Consider the following 17,634-nt stretch of genomic DNA (forward strand, 5'->3'; position numbering starts at 1 on the left):
AGGCCATAACAGTATCTACAGATATCCCGCGCTCGTAGACCGGATAAGGCGTTCACGCCGCATCCGGAAAAAAGCCGCCCGCACAATAACATCATTCTTCCTGAACACGTTTTACCGCAAATTATCATCACCACTGAAACCGATTACACCAACCACACCAGCCAAATATTTGTAATATTTTCATATTATTATTCAGTTTTCACAGTTGTTACATTTCTTTTCAGTAAAGTCTTAATTTCAGATAACTGTGTTTAACCTATGATGATATAACTCAATTAATTTCATACACTTAAATTATAACCATAATGAATATTAGTGTAAGCGATTACACTGATGTGATTTGCTTCACATCTTTTTACGTCGTACTCACCTATCTTAATTCACAATAAAAAATAACCATATTGGAGGGCATCATGCCTGACGCTAAAAAACAGGGGCGGTCAAACAAGGCAATGACGTTTTTCGTCTGCTTCCTTGCTGCTCTGGCGGGATTACTCTTTGGCCTGGATATCGGTGTAATTGCTGGCGCACTGCCGTTTATTGCAGATGAATTCCAGATTACCTCGCACACACAAGAATGGGTCGTAAGCTCCATGATGTTTGGTGCCGCAGTCGGTGCGGTGGGTAGCGGCTGGCTCTCCTTTAAACTCGGACGCAAAAAGAGCCTGATGATCGGCGCAATCCTGTTTGTTGCCGGTTCGCTGTTCTCTGCCGCTGCGCCAAACGTTGAAGTACTGATTCTTTCCCGCGTTCTGCTGGGGCTGGCGGTAGGTGTGGCCTCTTATACCGCGCCGCTGTACCTCTCTGAAATTGCGCCAGAGAAAATTCGCGGCAGTATGATCTCGATGTATCAGTTGATGATCACTATCGGGATCCTCGGCGCGTATCTTTCTGATACCGCCTTCAGCTACACCGGTGCATGGCGCTGGATGCTGGGTGTGATTATCATCCCGGCAATTCTGCTACTGATTGGTGTCTTCTTCCTGCCAGACAGCCCACGTTGGTTTGCTGCCAAACGCCGCTTTGTTGATGCCGAACGCGTGCTACTGCGCCTGCGCGACACCAGCGCGGAAGCCAAACGTGAACTGGATGAAATCCGTGAAAGTTTGCAGGTTAAACAGAGCGGTTGGGCGTTGTTTAAAGAGAACAGTAACTTCCGTCGCGCGGTGTTCCTGGGTGTACTGTTGCAGGTGATGCAGCAATTCACCGGGATGAACGTCATCATGTACTACGCGCCGAAAATCTTCGAACTGGCGGGTTATACCAACACCACAGAGCAAATGTGGGGGACCGTGATTGTCGGCCTGACCAACGTACTTGCCACCTTTATCGCAATCGGTCTTGTTGACCGTTGGGGGCGTAAACCAACGTTGACGCTGGGCTTCATGGTGATGGCTGTGGGCATGGGCGTACTGGGTACAATGATGCACATCGGTATTCACTCACCGTCGGCGCAGTATTTCGCCATCGCCATGCTGCTGATGTTTATTGTCGGTTTTGCCATGAGCGCGGGTCCGTTGATTTGGGTACTGTGTTCTGAAATCCAGCCGCTGAAAGGCCGCGACTTCGGTATCACCTGCTCCACCGCTACCAACTGGATTGCCAACATGATTGTCGGCGCAACCTTCCTGACTATGCTCAACACGCTGGGCAACGCCAATACCTTCTGGGTTTACGCAGGTCTGAACGTGCTGTTTATCCTGCTGACATTGTGGCTGGTGCCGGAAACCAAACACGTTTCGCTGGAACACATTGAACGTAATCTGATGAAAGGTCGTAAACTGCGCGAAATCGGCGCTCACGATTAATCTCCCCAGGCTTCCTCCCGTCGCGGAGGAAGCCACCTCTTGCAGTCATCTTTTCTTCGCTCTATCCTCTGCCGCTATGAAAACATCCCGTCTCCCTATCGCCATCCAACAGGCTGTTATGCGTCGCCTGCGGGAAAAACTCGCCCAGGCCAACTTGAAGCTGGGGCGTAACTATCCGGAGCCAAAACTCTCTTATACCCAGCGTGGCACATCCGCCGGAACGGCCTGGCTGGAAAGCTATGAAATTCGCCTCAATCCGGTGTTGCTGATGGAAAACAGCGAGGCTTTTATAGAAGAAGTGGTGCCACACGAACTGGCGCATTTGCTGGTATGGAAACACTTTGGTCGCGTAGCGCCACATGGCAAAGAGTGGAAGTGGATGATGGAAAGCGTGCTGGGCGTTCCCGCCCGCCGTACGCATCAGTTTGAACTGCAATCCGTGCGCCGCAACACCTTCCCCTACCGTTGCAAATGCCAGGAGCATCAGCTCACCGTACGTCGTCATAACCGCGTGATACGAGGCGAAGCCGTCTATCGCTGCGTTCACTGTGGCGAACAACTGGTTGCCCAATAACCAGCAGAACTATCAGGAATTTTACTGATCTGGCTGATTGCATACCAAAACAACTTTCGCTACGTTGCTCGCTCGTTTTAACACGGAGTAAGTGATGTACCGTAATTTGTCTGTGGCTGCGGTGGTACTGAGCGCAGCATTATCCGGCACGGCGTTAGCCGAAGGCATCAATAGTTTTTCCCAGGCGAAAACAGCAGCGGTAAAAGTCTACGCTGATGTGCCGGGAACATTTTACTGCGGATGTAAAATCAACTGGCAGGGTAAAAAAGGCATCGTGGATCTGGAGTCGTGCGGATATCAGGTGCGCAAAAATGAAAACCGCGCCAGCCGCGTAGAATGGGAACATGTTGTTCCCGCCTGGCAGTTCGGCCACCAGCGTCAGTGCTGGCAGGAAGGCGGTCGTAAAAACTGCGCTAAAGATCCGGTTTATCGCCAAATGGAAAGCGATATGCATAACCTGCAGCCCGCGATAGGTGAAGTGAACGGCGATCGCGGCAACTTTATGTACAGCCAGTGGAATGGCGGCGAGGGGCAGTATGGGCAGTGCGCTATGAAGATTGATTTCAAAGAAAAAGTTGCTGAACCGCCAGCTCATGCCCGTGGTTCCATTGCGCGGATTTACTTCTACATGCGTGACCAGTACAACCTGACACTCTCACGCCAGCAAACGCAGCTGTTTAACGCCTGGAACAAAATGTATCCGGTCACCGACTGGGAGTGTGAGCGTGACGAACGCATCGCGAAGGTGCAAGGCAATCACAACCCGTATGTGCAACGCGCTTGCCAGGCGAGAAAGAGCTAACCTACACTAGCGAAATTCTTTTTGTTAACCCTACCCCACGCGCGCAACCGCGTGGGGAGACGACGCGGATATTTAACCATGCGTATCCCCCGCATTTATCATCCTGAACCACTCACCAGCAATTCGCAGATCGCGCTTTGTGAAGATGCCGCTAACCATATCGGGCGCGTCCTGCGTATGGGGCCAGGTCAGGCATTACAGTTATTTGACGGCAGCAACCAGGTCTTTGACGCAGAAATCACCAGCGCCAGCAAAAAAAGCGTGGAAGTTAAAGTGCTGGAAGGCCAGGTAGACGATCGTGAATCTCCCTTGCATATTCACCTTGGTCAGGTGATGTCGCGCGGAGAAAAAATGGAATTCACTATCCAGAAATCGATAGAACTTGGCGTAAGCCTCATTACGCCACTTTTTTCTGAACGCTGCGGCGTTAAACTGGATAGTGAACGTCTGAACAAGAAGCTCCAGCAGTGGCAGAAAATTGCAATTGCCGCCTGCGAGCAGTGTGGTCGTAATCGGGTACCAGAAATCCGTCCGGCGATGGATCTGGAAGCCTGGTGTGCAGAGCAAGATGAAGGCTTGAAACTCAATCTTCACCCGCGCGCCAGTAACAGCATCAATACATTGCCGTTACCGGTTGAACGCGTCCGCCTGCTGATTGGCCCGGAAGGCGGTTTGTCGGCAGATGAAATTGCCATGACTGCCCGCTATCAATTTACTGATATCCTGTTGGGACCTCGCGTTCTGCGTACTGAGACAACTGCGCTCACCGCCATTACCGCGCTACAAGTGCGTTTTGGCGATCTGGGCTAACGGAGAAGAATAATGATCAAGCTCGGCATCGTGATGGACCCCATCGCAAGCATCAACATCAAGAAAGATTCCAGTTTCGCTATGTTGCTGGAAGCACAGCGTCGTGGTTACGAACTTCACTATATGGAGATGGCCGATCTCTATTTGATCAATGGTGAGGCTCGCGCTCGTACCCGTACTTTGAGCGTCGAACAGAACTACGATAAATGGTACGAGTTCACCGGTGAGCAGGATCTGCAACTGGCCGATCTCGACGTGATTCTGATGCGTAAAGATCCGCCGTTTGATACCGAGTTTATCTACGCGACCTATATTCTGGAACGCGCCGAAGAGAAAGGAACGCTGATTGTTAACAAGCCGCAGAGCCTGCGCGACTGTAACGAGAAGCTGTTTACCGCCTGGTTCTCTGACTTAACGCCAGAAACACTGGTCACGCGCAATAAAGCGCAATTGAAAGCGTTCTGGGAAAAACACAGCGATATCATCCTCAAGCCGCTGGACGGTATGGGTGGCGCGTCGATTTTCCGCGTGAAAGAAGGCGATCCGAACCTTGGTGTGATTGCCGAAACCTTGACTGAGCACGGCACCCGCTACTGCATGGCACAAAATTATCTGCCAGCGATTAAAGATGGTGACAAGCGCGTGTTGGTAGTGGATGGCGAACCAGTACCGTACTGTCTGGCGCGTATTCCACAGGGCGGCGAAACCCGTGGCAATCTGGCTGCCGGTGGTCGTGGCGAACCTCGTCCGCTAACGGAAAGCGACTGGAAAATCGCCCGTCAGGTAGGACCGACGCTGAAAGAAAAAGGGCTGATTTTTGTTGGTCTGGATATTATCGGTGACCGCCTGACTGAAATTAACGTCACCAGCCCAACCTGTATTCGTGAGATTGAAGCAGAGTTTCCGGTGTCTATCACCGGGATGTTAATGGATGCTATTGAAGCACGATTACAGCAGCAGTAACCCTGTTTAGCGAGAGGGATCTCGTTGAGACTATGAGTGACAGCGCCCTTCTTTCCACGCATACTGGGCGCTGTTGCTTTTTTGAACCAGGAAACAGAACCTCTGACAATGAATTTACAGCATCACTTTCTTATTGCCATGCCTGCTCTCCAGGATCCGATTTTCCGTCGTTCCGTGGTCTACATTTGCGAACATAATACCAATGGAGCAATGGGGATCATCATTAACAAGCCACTGGAAAATCTCAAAATTGAAGGGATTCTGGAAAAGCTGAAGATCACGCCGGAGCCGCGTGATGAATCTGTCCGTCTGGACAAGCCGGTTATGCTTGGCGGTCCGCTGGCTGAAGATCGCGGGTTTATTTTGCATACCCCGCCATCCAATTTTGCGTCCAGCATTCGCATTTCAGATAACACGGTGATGACCACTTCACGCGATGTGCTGGAAACACTCGGCACCGATAAACAACCTGCTGACGTGATGGTAGCCCTTGGTTACTCCTCCTGGGATAAAGGCCAACTGGAACAAGAAATTCTCGATAACGCGTGGTTAACCGCCCCGGCAGATCTGAATATTCTGTTCAAAACACCGATAGCTGACCGCTGGCGCGATGCGGCAAGGCTGATTGGTGTTGATATTCTCACCATGCCTGGTGTGGCAGGGCATGCCTGATGAGCGGAACATTACTCGCCTTCGACTTCGGCACCAAAAGCATTGGCGTAGCGGTCGGCCAACGCATTACCAGCACCGCTCGCCCGCTGCCCGCAATTAAAGCACAGGACGGTACGCCGGACTGGAACCTCATCGAGCGTTTACTGAAAGAGTGGCAACCAGACGAAATCATCGTCGGTTTGCCGCTGAATATGGACGGCACCGAGCAACCATTGACTGCCAGAGCGCGTAAATTTGCCAACCGTATTCATGGCCGTTTTGGTGTTGAAGTAAAGCTCCATGACGAGCGGCTTAGCACCGTAGAAGCACGTTCCGGTCTGTTTGAACAGGGCGGCTATCGGGCGCTCAACAAAGGCAAAGTCGACTCTGCCTCTGCGGTTATTATTCTCGAAAGTTATTTCGAGCAGGGATATTAAGGCGATTTAAAAACCTGGCGAATTGTCGTTACCGTCATCCCGCCATCTTGCCGGACGCAGCGTGAATGACTACGTTTGTAGGCCCGATAAGCTTGCGCATCGGGCATGTTTACAATTCGTATCAGGCACAGCAACGTCACAAACGCCCTTCCCCCACCCGCTGCTGATAACTCTGCTGAAACGTTAACATCCCCACCTGCTGCCCGGTTTGAATAACATGCGGCAACTGGTGGGTTTTCCCTTCGCGAATCAAATTCCCCACCGCGGGAGTGTTAATCAGTAATTCAAACAGCGCCACGCGTCCTTCCTGTTTATCCACTTCCAGCTTTTGTGACAACACCGCCCGTAAACTACCTGCCAGTTGATTACGCACGGGATCTTTTTCCTGAGCCGGAAACGAATCCACCAGTCGCTCAACTGCCTGCGCTGCGCCGCGCGTGTGTAATGTCGCCAGCACCAGATGCCCGGTTTCTGCCGCCGTTAGCGCCAGACGTATTGTCTCGCTGTCACGCAGCTCTCCAAGCAAAATCACATCAGGATCCTCCCGCAATGCGGCCCGCAATCCCGATGCGAACGTCATACAGTGCAAACCAATCTCCCGCTGCTGGATCAAACATCGCTGGCTGGCATAGAGATATTCCACAGGATCTTCCAGCGTCAGAATATGCGCATCGGCATGTTGATTAAGATAGCCAACCATTGCCGCCAGCGTGGTGGATTTACCACTCCCCGTCGCCCCCGTCACCAGAATCAGGCCATTCTCGCTGTTGAGTAATTCCGGCAATACCGGTGGTGCGCCAAGCTGTTCGAGCTGCGGGCAGTGCGAAGGTAACAGCCGTAACGCCAGAGAAATACCTTGCCGTTGTGCGAACGCACTGCCACGCAATCGCTGGTTTTCCGCCAGCGACACGGCAAAATCCAGCTGACCATTCTCCAGCAATATTGCCCGCTGATCGTCATCCAGCCACTCCCCCAGTAGCTCTTCGACGTCCGGCGTATCAAACGGCGCAGCTTCCATTCTGCCGCGAATGCGCCATCGTGCGGGCCAGGCGCTGCACAGGTGTAGATCCGAGACATTATGCTTTACACTAAGGGCCACAATTTCTTCCATATTCATACTAAGATCCTCGGAAAATGAACGATATTGCGCATAACCTGGCACAGGTCCGGGACAAAATCTCAGCGGCTGCAACGCGTTGCGGCCGTTCTCCAGAAGAAATTACGCTGCTTGCAGTCAGTAAAACAAAACCTGCGAGCGCCATCGCAGAAGCCATTGATGCCGGGCAGCGTCAATTTGGTGAAAACTACGTTCAGGAAGGGGTAGATAAAATTCGCCACTTTCAGGAGCTGGGCGTAACAGGATTAGAATGGCATTTTATTGGCCCGTTGCAGTCTAATAAAAGCCGCCTGGTGGCAGAACATTTCGACTGGTGTCATACCATCGACCGTTTGCGCATTGCTACCCGCCTGAACGACCAGCGACCGGCAGAACTTCCCCCTCTTAACGTGCTGATTCAAATCAATATTAGCGATGAAAACAGCAAGTCAGGGATTCAACTGGCGGAACTGGACGAGCTGGCTGCTGCGGTCGCTGAACTACCGCGTTTACGTCTGCGCGGGCTGATGGCAATCCCTGCGCCTGAGTCAGAATATGTAAGGCAGTTTGAAGTTGCACGCCAAATGGCTGTAGCATTTGCCGGACTGAAAACGCGCTACCCGCATATCGACACGCTCTCTCTGGGAATGTCGGACGATATGGAAGCCGCCATTGCGGCAGGTAGCACGATGGTTCGTATCGGCACTGCAATTTTTGGTGCGCGTGATTACTCTAAAAAATAAGGAATTAAAGGAACGCCATGAATACGTTGACTTTCCTGCTTTCAACGGTCATTGAGCTGTATACCATGGTGCTGTTATTACGCATCTGGATGCAGTGGGCTCATTGTGATTTTTACAACCCCTTCTCACAGTTTGTAGTGAAGGTAACGCAGCCGATTATCGGGCCACTGCGCCGCGTTATTCCGGCAATGGGTCCCATTGATAGCGCCTCGCTGCTGGTTGCGTACATTCTCAGTTTTATCAAAGCCATCGTGCTGTTTAAAGTGGTGACCTTCCTGCCAATCATCTGGATTGCTGGTTTACTGATTCTGCTGAAAACCATCGGCCTGCTGATTTTCTGGGTCCTGCTGGTGATGGCGATTATGAGCTGGGTAAGCCAGGGTCGTAGCCCAATTGAATACGTGCTGATTCAGCTGGCCGATCCGCTGCTGCGCCCGATTCGCCGCCTGCTACCGGCAATGGGTGGGATTGATTTCTCGCCGATGATCCTCGTTCTGCTGCTGTATGTCATCAATATGGGTGTCGCAGAAGTGCTGCAGGCAACCGGAAATATGCTGCTGCCGGGGCTGTGGATGGCGTTATGAGTGCCGTAACAGTTAATGATGACGGTCTGGTTTTACGGCTCTATATTCAGCCGAAAGCCAGCCGTGATTCTATTGTCGGTTTACATGGCGACGAAGTTAAAGTCGCCATTACCGCGCCGCCGGTTGACGGCCAGGCCAACAGTCATCTGGTGAAGTTTCTCGGTAAGCAATTCCGGGTTGCCAAAAGCCAGGTGGTGATTGAAAAAGGCGAACTTGGCCGCCACAAACAAATTAAAATCATTAATCCGCAACAAATCCCGCCAGAAATCGCGGCGTTAATTAATTAGGTATCCTATGCAAAAAGTTGTCCTCGCAACCGGCAATGCCGGTAAAGTGCGTGAGCTGGCGTCGCTGCTTAGCGACTTCGGTCTTGATATCGTGGCCCAAACAGACCTCGGCGTAGATTCCGCTGAAGAAACCGGCCTGACCTTTATCGAAAACGCGATTCTGAAAGCGCGCCATGCGGCAAAAGTGACCGGTTTACCGGCAATTGCCGACGACTCCGGTCTGGCGGTAGATGCGCTGGGTGGCGCGCCAGGGATTTACTCCGCGCGTTATTCCGGTGAAGACGCGACCGATCAAAAGAATCTGCAAAAACTGCTGGAAACACTGAAAGACGTACCGGACGACCAACGTCAGGCGCGTTTCCACTGCGTGCTGGTATATCTGCGTCACGCGGAAGATCCCACTCCGCTGGTGTGCCACGGCAGCTGGCCGGGCGTGATTACTCGTGAACCGGCGGGTACTGGCGGCTTTGGTTATGATCCAATCTTCTTCGTGCCTTCCGAAGGGAAAACCGCTGCCGAACTGACCCGCGAAGAAAAGAGCGCCATTTCTCACCGTGGTCGGGCGTTGAAACTGCTGCTGGACGCTTTACGTAATGGTTAAATTACCGCCGCTGAGTCTCTACATTCACATCCCGTGGTGCGTGCAGAAATGCCCGTACTGCGATTTCAACTCTCACGCGTTGAAAGGGGAAGTGCCGCATGACGATTATGTTCAGCATCTGCTTTGCGATCTGGACAACGATGTGGCTTACGCTCAGGGCCGTGAAGTGCAGACAATCTTTATTGGCGGCGGTACGCCGAGCCTGCTTTCCGGCCCGGCGATGCAAACGCTGCTGGACGGCGTACGTGCGCGTTTGCCGCTGGCAGCGGATGCAGAAATTACTATGGAAGCGAACCCTGGTACGGTTGAAGCCGATCGCTTTGTCGATTATCAGCGTGCTGGCGTGAACCGCATCTCTATTGGTGTGCAGAGTTTTAGCGAAGAAAAGCTGAAACGGCTCGGGCGCATTCATGGCCCGCAAGAAGCGAAACGTGCAGCAAAACTGGCAAGTGGACTGGGGCTGCGTAGCTTTAACCTCGATTTGATGCATGGGTTGCCGGATCAATCACTGGAAGAGGCGCTAGGCGATCTGCGCCAGGCCATTGAACTGAATCCGCCGCATCTTTCCTGGTATCAACTGACCATCGAACCCAATACGCTGTTTGGCTCGCGCCCTCCCGTACTGCCGGACGATGATGCGTTATGGGATATTTTCGAACAGGGGCATCAGTTGTTAACCGCGGCAGGTTATCAGCAATATGAAACTTCCGCTTACGCCAAGCCCGGTTATCAGTGCCAGCACAATCTCAACTACTGGCGATTTGGCGACTACATCGGTATTGGCTGCGGCGCGCACGGCAAAGTGACCTTCCCGGATGGGCGCATTCTGCGTACCACCAAAACGCGGCATCCGCGCGGTTTTATGCAGGGGCGGTATCTGGAAAGCCAGCGTGATGTCGAAGCTGCAGATAAGCCGTTTGAGTTCTTTATGAATCGCTTCCGTCTGCTGGAGGCCGCGCCGCGCGTGGAGTTTAGCCAGTATACTGGCCTTTCTGAAGAGGTTATTCGCTCTCAGTTAGACGAGGCTATCGCTCAGGGCTATCTCACAGAATGTGCGGATTACTGGCAGATAACGGAACATGGGAAGTTGTTTTTAAATTCGCTGCTGGAGCTTTTTCTGGTGGAGTAAATTTGTGTATCCGGATGCGGCGTGTGCGCAGCATCCGGCCACAACTCATGCGTTATCGCAAAAATTACTTAATCACCCCATTGCGCCGCAGTTGTTCGGTATCTTTTTTCCAGCGTTCATTAGCCTGGTTGATATCGTCAATTTTCATCAAAATCGCGACTTTTTTACTGTTTATTTCTGAAACTTTCATCGTTAACGGATATTGCCCTTTTTCGAGCGTTATCCAGTCATCCTGCAATTTACGGCTAAGTTTTTGTGATTGCAGAAAAGTCTGTCGCCGTTGTTCGTTGATATCAAAATCTCGCTTCTGCTGAATCGGCACTTCATAACACTCTTCACTCTGTTTATGACATGCCGCAATCGCCGGTTGATAAACCTCTTTGTCATATTTAACCGCGAACGCCTCGCTATCATTCTGTTTATTAAACTCATCACGCTGTTGGTGAATTTTTTTAAAGGCGTCTTCGCGAGTCATTTGCTTGCCATTTGCATCTTTTCCCCAATATGCATCTGCTGCTTTCTGCGCCGCCACCATTTGCTTATCAAGCGCTTTTACATCCTTTTCCAGCGCAGGAATCGAGTTCTTCTGGGTATTCAACGCTGATTCAAGCTGACTAAAGCGATAATTGAAATCTTCGCTATTCACAATCAGGTACTTATTATTCGTTTTAATATCGTCGACCGCCCGCCCACTATCGCTGGCTGCCGCCTGAAAAGAGTAAAAGTTCACCGTCCAGCCAGACGCGGGCGTTCCTTTACTGGTTAACATCGCCGAGAATTTTACTGGTTTATCTTTCGTCCAGGTCTGTTCGAGCAGTTCATAATCGGTCAACTGACCGACCCAGGTATAGAGATCGTCATTGGAAGAGACATCGCCTTCCGCTGACCAGGTGGCCTGATTACCCTTGGCATCAAGATTTTTTAAGGTGATGGCATCAAGTTTGAGAATGCCGTGATACTGCTTTTTGAATTGATCTTTTAAGACATTTTCAGTTGGCGGTTCGCCATCGGCCCAGACATTACCAGACATCAACATAAGCAGCGCCGTGCCTACAATCCATTGCTTTTTCACCGGAACACCCTCGCGCGGAATAATTTATTCAGGTGATTATCATTAGGGTAATGAAAATTGGCAATGGACGTGAGTCTGAAGTGAATAAGCCCCGGCACGATACCGGGGCGAAGTGATTAGTACTGATTGAAGATCTGCTGGATCTGCTGCGGATCTTTGGTTTGCGTCAGAGCCAGTTGCAGCAGAACGCGCGCTTTTTGCGGGTTCAACGTGCCAGAGGCGACGAAGCCGTATTTCGCATCATCCACTTCGGCATCCTGAGTGGTAGCGCCCGTCGGTACGCGGGAAGAACGCACTACCGCAGTGCCGTTTTTCGCGGCGGTCGCCAGAGTGTCAAATACGGATTTATACAGGTTGCCGTTACCCACACCAGCGCTCACGATGCCATCATAGCCCGCATCTACCAGGGCTTTAGCCGGAAGATCGGATGCGTTAGCGTAGTTATAAACAATACCGACTTTCGGCAGTTCATTCAGCTTAGAGACATCAAATGGCGTGTCGCTGGTGTGCTTACGTGCCGGGGTACGCTGATAGTCAATCTTACCGTTATGAATGTATCCCAGCGGACCGTAGTTAACAGACTTGAAGGTCGCTACGTCAGTGGTGTTGGTTTTGGTAACATCCCGCCCATCCAGCACAGTGTCGTTCATCACCACCAGCACGCCACGGTTGGCGGAGGCTTTATCTGCCGCAGTTACTACCGCGTTATACAGGTTGAATGGACCGTCTGCGCTCATGGACGTGGACGGGCGCATTGCGCCAACCATCACCACGGGCTTGTCGCATTTCACCGTCAGGTCGAGGAAGTAAGCAGTCTCTTCCATCGTGTCGGTACCGTGGGTAATAACGAAGCCGTCAGTCTTATCACAGTCGGTGTTAATTTTTTTCGCCAGTGTCAGCCAGACATCATCGTTCATATCCTGGGAGCCGATATTAACGACCTGCTCACCTTTAACGTTCGCAATGTCCTTCAGTTGCGGCACCGCATTGACCAGATTTTCTACGCCAACTTTACCCGCTGTGTAGTTAGATTTGGTTGCGGAGTCACCACCACCGGCAATCGTCCCGCCAGTCGCTAAAATGGTGATATTGGGTAATGCCAATGCTGCACCACTAAAACCCATAACCAGTGCGGCAAGTGCCGTCTTTTTGAAAAACTCCATTTCATTCCTCCAGTTACGTGAACGCTACGTATTATCCCTTAGCTTTGTATAGGAAATTTGACGTTAAACAATTTACTTTGTGAATAGATTTTGGAGATCTATAAAGTTAGAGGCAGGTAACAAAATGAAGAATTAAACGGCATAAAAAAGCATTATGCCGTCTTAAACTAGAGGATTATTTCAAATTCCCGACCAGGGCTTTACGGCTGTCTTCCAGAGTCACAACACGGCTACAAACATCTTTGCCAAATTGCTGGAAATCTTTTTCCTGCTTTTTCCACTCGGTCTGGATTGAGGATTGCAGTCCCCCCAGGCTTCCCAGCACATTCTGTAACGGGTTGCCGCCGCTTTTCAGCACCGCTTTCGCGCCCATTTCGTTAATGCTGTCCTGCAAAATTCCGCCCATCGCCTGATTCACTAACTGCTGACCTTCGGCGCGAACCTGATCAATGGCTTTATAGTGAAACGTCAGGCCATCGCTGCGCGTTTCGATAATGCGATTCATCTGCTCTTTAAGCTGCGCATCAAGTTTGGTCAGACGGCTGCGCATTTTGCTGCTTTCGCCCATCTCCTGAACAATAATTTTATCCAGCGCAATACGGGCTTTCTCGACGCGGCTTTTCGCGCCTTCATCAATCCACGGCAGCGTGCTGCGCAGTTCGGCCTGATAATCCTTCGCCTGCTCACGTTGGGCGGCGTTCAGTGAATATTGCTTGCCGTTGTACATCACATTGCCGTCTGGCGTGATCACCAGATTGCCGTTTTCGCCCTTCACCTGCACAGTTTGCGGGCTGACAATCACATCGTCACGCGGCGTGACGCTGCACTGGTAGTCGGCGTGAGCGGTCATTGCCGTCACTGAAAGTGCTGCCGCCAGCAGCATTTTGCGCATCATAGTCTTCCCTCAAGAACAAATCAGGCCAGCATTTGCTGGCCCCAGATTGATAACAAAGTACACGTTGTCCATGCCGGATGCGGCGTAAATGCTTTATCCGGCCTACTCGATCGTGCATCTTTGTAGGCCTGATAAGCGTAGCGCATCAGGCAGTTTTGCATTTGTCATCGCCCGTATGCTTTCTTAGTCCCACCAAACATCGAAAAGTTCGCTGGTGCGTACCTCATCCAGTTTGCGCTCTTCCAGCCACTTACGCACAATCGCCTGATGCTCTTCGGTGCATTTGCCGATTTCCTGCATGCAGATCAGACCTTCCCAGGCCAGATAACCGCTGCCGTCAAAGGCCAGTTTGTTCGGTTCGATAACCTCGTTAATAAAGTCATCAACGGTTTTATCAATCTGCTCTTCCGATGTACCTTCCGGGAATCGCCATGCCACCGAAAATCCTAATTCCTGGAATTCGTCGATGTGCATTTTTTTACGCAGACGACGGCTACGGTTCTTTGCCATTATTTCACCCTCTCGAACATTAAGTCCCATACTCCGTGACCAAGACGATGACCACGTTGTTCAAATTTCGTCACCGGACGTGATGCCGGACGCGGTACGTAATCATTGCTCTCTGACAGGTTTTTATAACCGTCAATGGAAGACATCACTTCGAGCATATGTTCCGCATAAGGTTCCCAGTCGGTCGCCATATGGAATACGCCCCCCAGCTGCAGTTTGCTTTTTACCAGTTCGGCAAACGGCACCTGAACGATACGGCGTTTATTATGGCGCGCTTTGTGCCACGGGTCAGGGAAAAAGAGCTGAACCATGCGCAATGAATTGTCAGGAATCATTTTATGCAGCACTTCAACCGCGTCATGACACATCACGCGCAGATTGCTTAAGCCCTCTTCATGCGCAGAAGCCAGGCACGCACCCACGCCCGGTGAATGCACTTCAATGCCGAGGAAGTCCTGCTCAGGGCGATCTTTAGCCATTGCCACCAGCGACGCGCCCATGCCAAAACCAATCTCAAGCGTCACCGGCGCTTCACGGCCAAAAAGCGCGGGGAAATCCAGCATATCTTCGCTGAACTCAACGCCCATCACCGGCCAGTAGTTTTCCAGCGCATGTTCCTGGCCTTTGGTCAGTCGCCCCTGGCGGCGCACAAAACTACGGATACGGCGCAGTGGGCGGCCGTTTTCATCAAATTCCGGTGAGATGACGTCGTTTTTCATAAAGATTTAGTCGCTTGTGAAAGTGTTCTGAAAACGGGCATTATCCAAAGTTAGTTGCCGGATGCAAGCATGATAAGGCCGTAGCTGCGGAAAGTTCCGGTTTACACCCCGCCGCGGCTGTGCTGCAATCTTGCCCCCAACAACAGTGAATTCGGTGACCATGCAAGCGTCGCAATTTTCAGCCCAGGTTCTGGACTGGTACGATAAATACGGGCGGAAAACCCTGCCCTGGCAAATTGACAAGACGCCCTACAAAGTATGGCTCTCAGAAGTGATGTTGCAACAAACTCAGGTTGCGACCGTTATCCCCTATTTTGAACGCTTTATGGCGCGCTTCCCGACGGTGACCGACCTCGCCAATGCGCCACTGGACGAAGTTCTCCACTTGTGGACCGGGCTTGGCTATTACGCCCGCGCGCGCAATCTGCATAAAGCGGCACAGCAAGTTGCCACCTTACACGGTGGTAAATTCCCGGAAACCTTTGAAGAAGTCGCGGCGTTACCGGGCGTCGGGCGTTCCACTGCGGGCGCGATTCTCTCACTTTCTCTGGGTAAGCACTTTCCGATTCTCGACGGTAACGTCAAACGCGTGCTGGCGCGCTGCTATGCTGTAAGCGGCTGGCCTGGGAAAAAAGAGGTCGAGAATAAACTATGGAGTTTGAGCGAGCAGGTGACGCCCGCAGTTGGCGTGGAGCGGTTTAATCAGGCGATGATGGATTTGGGCGCGATGATTTGCACGCGTTCGAAGCCGAAATGCTCGCTCTGTCCGCTACAAAACGGGTGTATTGCCGCCGCCAACAATAGCTGGTCGCTTTATCCGGGCAAAAAACCGAAACAGACGCTGCCGGAACGCACCGGCTACTTTCTGCTGTTACAGCACGAAGATGAAGTATTGCTGGCGCAGCGCCCGCCGAGCGGATTGTGGGGCGGTTTATACTGTTTCCCGCAGTTTGCCGACGAAGAAAGTTTGCGGCAATGGCTGGCGCAACGGCAGATTGCTGCCGATAACCTGACGCAACTGACCGCGTTTCGCCATACCTTCAGCCATTTCCATTTAGATATTGTGCCTATGTGGCTTCCCGTGTCGTCATTCACCGACTGCATGGATGAAGGCAATGCGCTCTGGTATAACTTAGCGCAACCGCCGTCAGTTGGCCTGGCGGCTCCCGTGGAGCGTTTGTTACAGCAGTTACGCACTGGCGCGCCGGTTTAGCGCGTGAGTCGATAAAGAGGATGATTTATGAGCAGAACGATTTTTTGTACTTTCCTGCAACGTGAAGCAGAAGGTCAGGATTTTCAGCTGTACCCCGGCGAACTGGGAAAACGCATCTATAACGAGATCTCCAAAGAAGCCTGGGCGCAGTGGCAGCACAAACAAACCATGCTGATTAATGAAAAGAAACTCAACATGATGAATGCCGAGCACCGCAAGCTGCTGGAGCAGGAGATGGTCAACTTCCTGTTCGAGGGTAAAGAGGTGCATATCGAGGGCTATACGCCGGAAGATAAAAAATAAAAACAGTGCCGGAGCACGCCTCCGGCAACTTGCATAAAAACAAACACAACACGCACCCGGAATGATGAAAAAATATCTCGCGCTGGCTTTGATTGCGCCGTTGCTCATCTCCTGTTCGACGACCAAAAAAGGCGATACCTATAATGAAGCCTGGGTCAAAGATACCAACGGTTTTGATATTCTGATGGGGCAATTTGCCCACAATATTGAGAACATTTGGGGATTCAAAGAGGTGGTGATCGCCGGTCCTAAGGACTACGTGAAATACACCGATCAATATCAGACCCGCAGCCACATCAACTTCGATGACGGTACGATTACTATCGAAACCATCGCCGGGACAGAACCTGCCGCGCATTTGCGCCGGGCAATTATCAAAACGTTGCTGATGGGTGACGATCCGAGTTCGGTCGATCTCTATTCCGACGTTGATGATATTACGATTTCGAAAGAACCTTTCCTTTACGGTCAGGTGGTGGATAACACCGGGCAGCCGATTCGCTGGGAAGGCCGTGCGAGTAACTTCGCGGATTATCTGCTGAAAAACCGCCTCAAAAGCCGCAGCAACGGGCTGCGAATCATCTACAGCGTGACCATTAATATGGTGCCGAACCACCTTGATAAACGTGCGCACAAATATCTCGGCATGGTCCGCCAGGCGTCACGGAAATATGGCGTTGATGAGTCGCTGATTCTCGCAATTATGCAGACCGAATCTTCCTTTAACCCGTATGCGGTCAGCCGTTCCGACGCGCTGGGATTAATGCAGGTGGTACAACATACTGCCGGGAAAGATGTGTTCCGTTCGCAGGGGAAATCCGGCACGCCAAGCCGCAGTTTCTTGTTTGATCCTGCCAGCAATATTGATACCGGCACCGCGTATCTGGCGATACTGAACAATGTTTATCTCGGCGGAATTGATAACCCAACGTCGCGGCGTTATGCCGTCATCACCGCCTATAACGGTGGTGCAGGCAGCGTGTTACGCGTTTTCTCTAACGATAAGATTCAGGCGGCTAATATAATTAATACCATGACACCGGGCGATGTTTATCAGACGCTGACGACTCGCCATCCTTCTGCGGAATCTCGTCGCTATCTTTATAAAGTGAACACGGCGCAAAAATCTTACCGTCGCCGATAATTTTACCCTTATCCCTAACAATACCCCGAGGAAAGTGTTACACGCATCACAATTCCGCCTTGCAAATTGAGATTATTTGCAATTATTTGCTACGGATAACAAAAAAACAGTCAGTGAAGTTGATAGAATC

21 protein-coding genes are annotated in these 17,634 nt (G+C 51.5%); 15 read left to right on the plus strand and 6 right to left on the minus strand.

What is annotated here, in order from left to right; genetic code table 11:
• Nucleotides 1-413: 413 nt before the first annotated feature.
• The 7 genes from galP to ruvX all read left to right on the plus strand — a co-directional run bounded on the left by galP (nt 414) and on the right by ruvX (nt 6,045).
• Nucleotides 414-1,808, plus strand: a complete 1,395-nt coding sequence (gene galP / locus FEK47_RS20250) for a galactose/proton symporter (RefSeq protein WP_130207899.1) — start codon at nt 414-416, stop codon at nt 1,806-1,808.
• Nucleotides 1,809-1,884: 76 nt separating this feature from the next.
• On the plus strand, nt 1,885-2,382 hold the full coding sequence (locus FEK47_RS20255) for a SprT family zinc-dependent metalloprotease (RefSeq protein ID WP_135487294.1): 498 nt from the start codon (nt 1,885-1,887) through the stop codon (nt 2,380-2,382).
• 94 nt (nt 2,383-2,476) lie between these two features.
• Nucleotides 2,477-3,184: a deoxyribonuclease I gene (endA, locus tag FEK47_RS20260; RefSeq protein ID WP_130207903.1), complete on the plus strand. Its 708-nt coding sequence runs from the start codon at nt 2,477-2,479 to the stop codon at nt 3,182-3,184.
• Nucleotides 3,185-3,262: 78 nt separating this feature from the next.
• Nucleotides 3,263-3,994, plus strand: coding sequence for a 16S rRNA (uracil(1498)-N(3))-methyltransferase (gene rsmE / locus FEK47_RS20265; protein ID WP_130207905.1), 732 nt, complete (start codon nt 3,263-3,265; stop codon nt 3,992-3,994).
• A gap of 12 nt (nt 3,995-4,006) precedes the next feature.
• The gene (gene gshB, locus FEK47_RS20270; protein ID WP_130207907.1) at nt 4,007-4,957 is read left to right on the plus strand and encodes a glutathione synthase; all 951 of its coding nucleotides are present in this window, start codon (nt 4,007-4,009) and stop codon (nt 4,955-4,957) included.
• 108 nt (nt 4,958-5,065) lie between these two features.
• On the plus strand, nt 5,066-5,629 hold the full coding sequence (locus FEK47_RS20275) for a YqgE/AlgH family protein (RefSeq protein WP_130207909.1): 564 nt from the start codon (nt 5,066-5,068) through the stop codon (nt 5,627-5,629).
• A complete protein-coding gene (ruvX, locus tag FEK47_RS20280; protein ID WP_077137658.1) occupies nt 5,629-6,045 on the plus strand; it encodes a Holliday junction resolvase RuvX in 417 nt (138 codons plus the stop codon). The genes FEK47_RS20275 and ruvX overlap by 1 nt, the downstream gene beginning before the upstream one ends.
• A gap of 136 nt (nt 6,046-6,181) precedes the next feature.
• On the opposite strand, the gene FEK47_RS20285 is transcribed toward ruvX, so the two are convergent.
• Nucleotides 6,182-7,162 (minus strand): type IV pilus twitching motility protein PilT, encoded by a 981-nt coding sequence (locus tag FEK47_RS20285; RefSeq protein ID WP_135487292.1) that lies wholly within the window; start codon nt 7,160-7,162, stop codon nt 6,182-6,184.
• 17 nt (nt 7,163-7,179) lie between these two features.
• On the opposite strand from FEK47_RS20285, the gene yggS reads away from it, so the two are divergent.
• From yggS to hemW, 5 genes are read left to right on the plus strand one after another with little or no spacing between them, the layout of a single operon-like run.
• Nucleotides 7,180-7,884, plus strand: a complete 705-nt coding sequence (yggS, locus tag FEK47_RS20290) for a pyridoxal phosphate homeostasis protein (protein ID WP_000997795.1) — start codon at nt 7,180-7,182, stop codon at nt 7,882-7,884.
• Nucleotides 7,885-7,901: 17 nt separating this feature from the next.
• The gene (yggT, locus tag FEK47_RS20295; protein ID WP_001094831.1) at nt 7,902-8,468 is read left to right on the plus strand and encodes an osmotic shock tolerance protein YggT; all 567 of its coding nucleotides are present in this window, start codon (nt 7,902-7,904) and stop codon (nt 8,466-8,468) included.
• Entirely contained in the window at nt 8,465-8,755 is a 291-nt protein-coding gene (gene yggU, locus FEK47_RS20300) for a DUF167 family protein YggU (RefSeq protein WP_001277222.1), read from the plus strand. The genes yggT and yggU overlap by 4 nt, the downstream gene beginning before the upstream one ends.
• A gap of 7 nt (nt 8,756-8,762) precedes the next feature.
• The gene (locus FEK47_RS20305; protein ID WP_130207915.1) at nt 8,763-9,356 is read left to right on the plus strand and encodes an XTP/dITP diphosphatase; all 594 of its coding nucleotides are present in this window, start codon (nt 8,763-8,765) and stop codon (nt 9,354-9,356) included.
• Complete coding sequence (hemW, locus tag FEK47_RS20310; protein WP_135487291.1) at nt 9,349-10,485, plus strand: radical SAM family heme chaperone HemW; 1,137 nt, start codon at nt 9,349-9,351, stop codon at nt 10,483-10,485. Before FEK47_RS20305 ends, hemW begins: the two co-directional genes overlap by 8 nt.
• Before the next feature lie 64 nt (nt 10,486-10,549).
• Here hemW and FEK47_RS20315 read toward each other — a convergent pair whose 3' ends face one another.
• The 5 genes from FEK47_RS20315 to trmB form a co-directional block, all read right to left on the minus strand.
• The gene (locus tag FEK47_RS20315) at nt 10,550-11,557 is read right to left on the minus strand and encodes a DUF1202 family protein (RefSeq protein WP_135487290.1); all 1,008 of its coding nucleotides are present in this window, start codon (nt 11,555-11,557) and stop codon (nt 10,550-10,552) included.
• A gap of 116 nt (nt 11,558-11,673) precedes the next feature.
• A complete protein-coding gene (gene ansB, locus FEK47_RS20320; RefSeq protein WP_000394103.1) occupies nt 11,674-12,720 on the minus strand; it encodes an L-asparaginase 2 in 1,047 nt (348 codons plus the stop codon).
• Nucleotides 12,721-12,895: 175 nt separating this feature from the next.
• A complete protein-coding gene (locus FEK47_RS20325) occupies nt 12,896-13,615 on the minus strand; it encodes a DUF2884 domain-containing protein (RefSeq protein ID WP_000984796.1) in 720 nt (239 codons plus the stop codon).
• Between the two features lie 183 nt (nt 13,616-13,798).
• Nucleotides 13,799-14,125 carry a YggL family protein gene (locus FEK47_RS20330; RefSeq protein ID WP_001107564.1) on the minus strand — a complete coding sequence of 109 codons (327 nt, stop codon included), beginning with the start codon at nt 14,123-14,125 and terminating at the stop codon, nt 13,799-13,801.
• Nucleotides 14,125-14,844, minus strand: coding sequence for a tRNA (guanosine(46)-N7)-methyltransferase TrmB (gene trmB, locus FEK47_RS20335; protein WP_000786911.1), 720 nt, complete (start codon nt 14,842-14,844; stop codon nt 14,125-14,127). Before trmB ends, FEK47_RS20330 begins: the two co-directional genes overlap by 1 nt.
• A 160-nt stretch (nt 14,845-15,004) precedes the next feature.
• Between trmB and mutY the strand changes: the two genes are divergently transcribed.
• The 3 genes from mutY (at nt 15,005) to mltC (ending at nt 17,504) form a co-directional block, all read left to right on the plus strand.
• Entirely contained in the window at nt 15,005-16,057 is a 1,053-nt protein-coding gene (gene mutY / locus FEK47_RS20340; protein ID WP_135487289.1) for an A/G-specific adenine glycosylase, read from the plus strand.
• A 27-nt stretch (nt 16,058-16,084) separates the two neighbouring features.
• Nucleotides 16,085-16,360 carry an oxidative damage protection protein gene (locus FEK47_RS20345; RefSeq protein ID WP_000091700.1) on the plus strand — a complete coding sequence of 92 codons (276 nt, stop codon included), beginning with the start codon at nt 16,085-16,087 and terminating at the stop codon, nt 16,358-16,360.
• 64 nt (nt 16,361-16,424) lie between these two features.
• Entirely contained in the window at nt 16,425-17,504 is a 1,080-nt protein-coding gene (gene mltC / locus FEK47_RS20350; RefSeq protein ID WP_001374284.1) for a membrane-bound lytic murein transglycosylase MltC, read from the plus strand.
• The last annotated feature ends 130 nt before the right edge of the window (nt 17,505-17,634 follow it).

Source organism: Escherichia sp. E3659 (genome assembly GCF_005781135.1).
Taxonomy (GTDB): domain Bacteria; phylum Pseudomonadota; class Gammaproteobacteria; order Enterobacterales; family Enterobacteriaceae; genus Escherichia.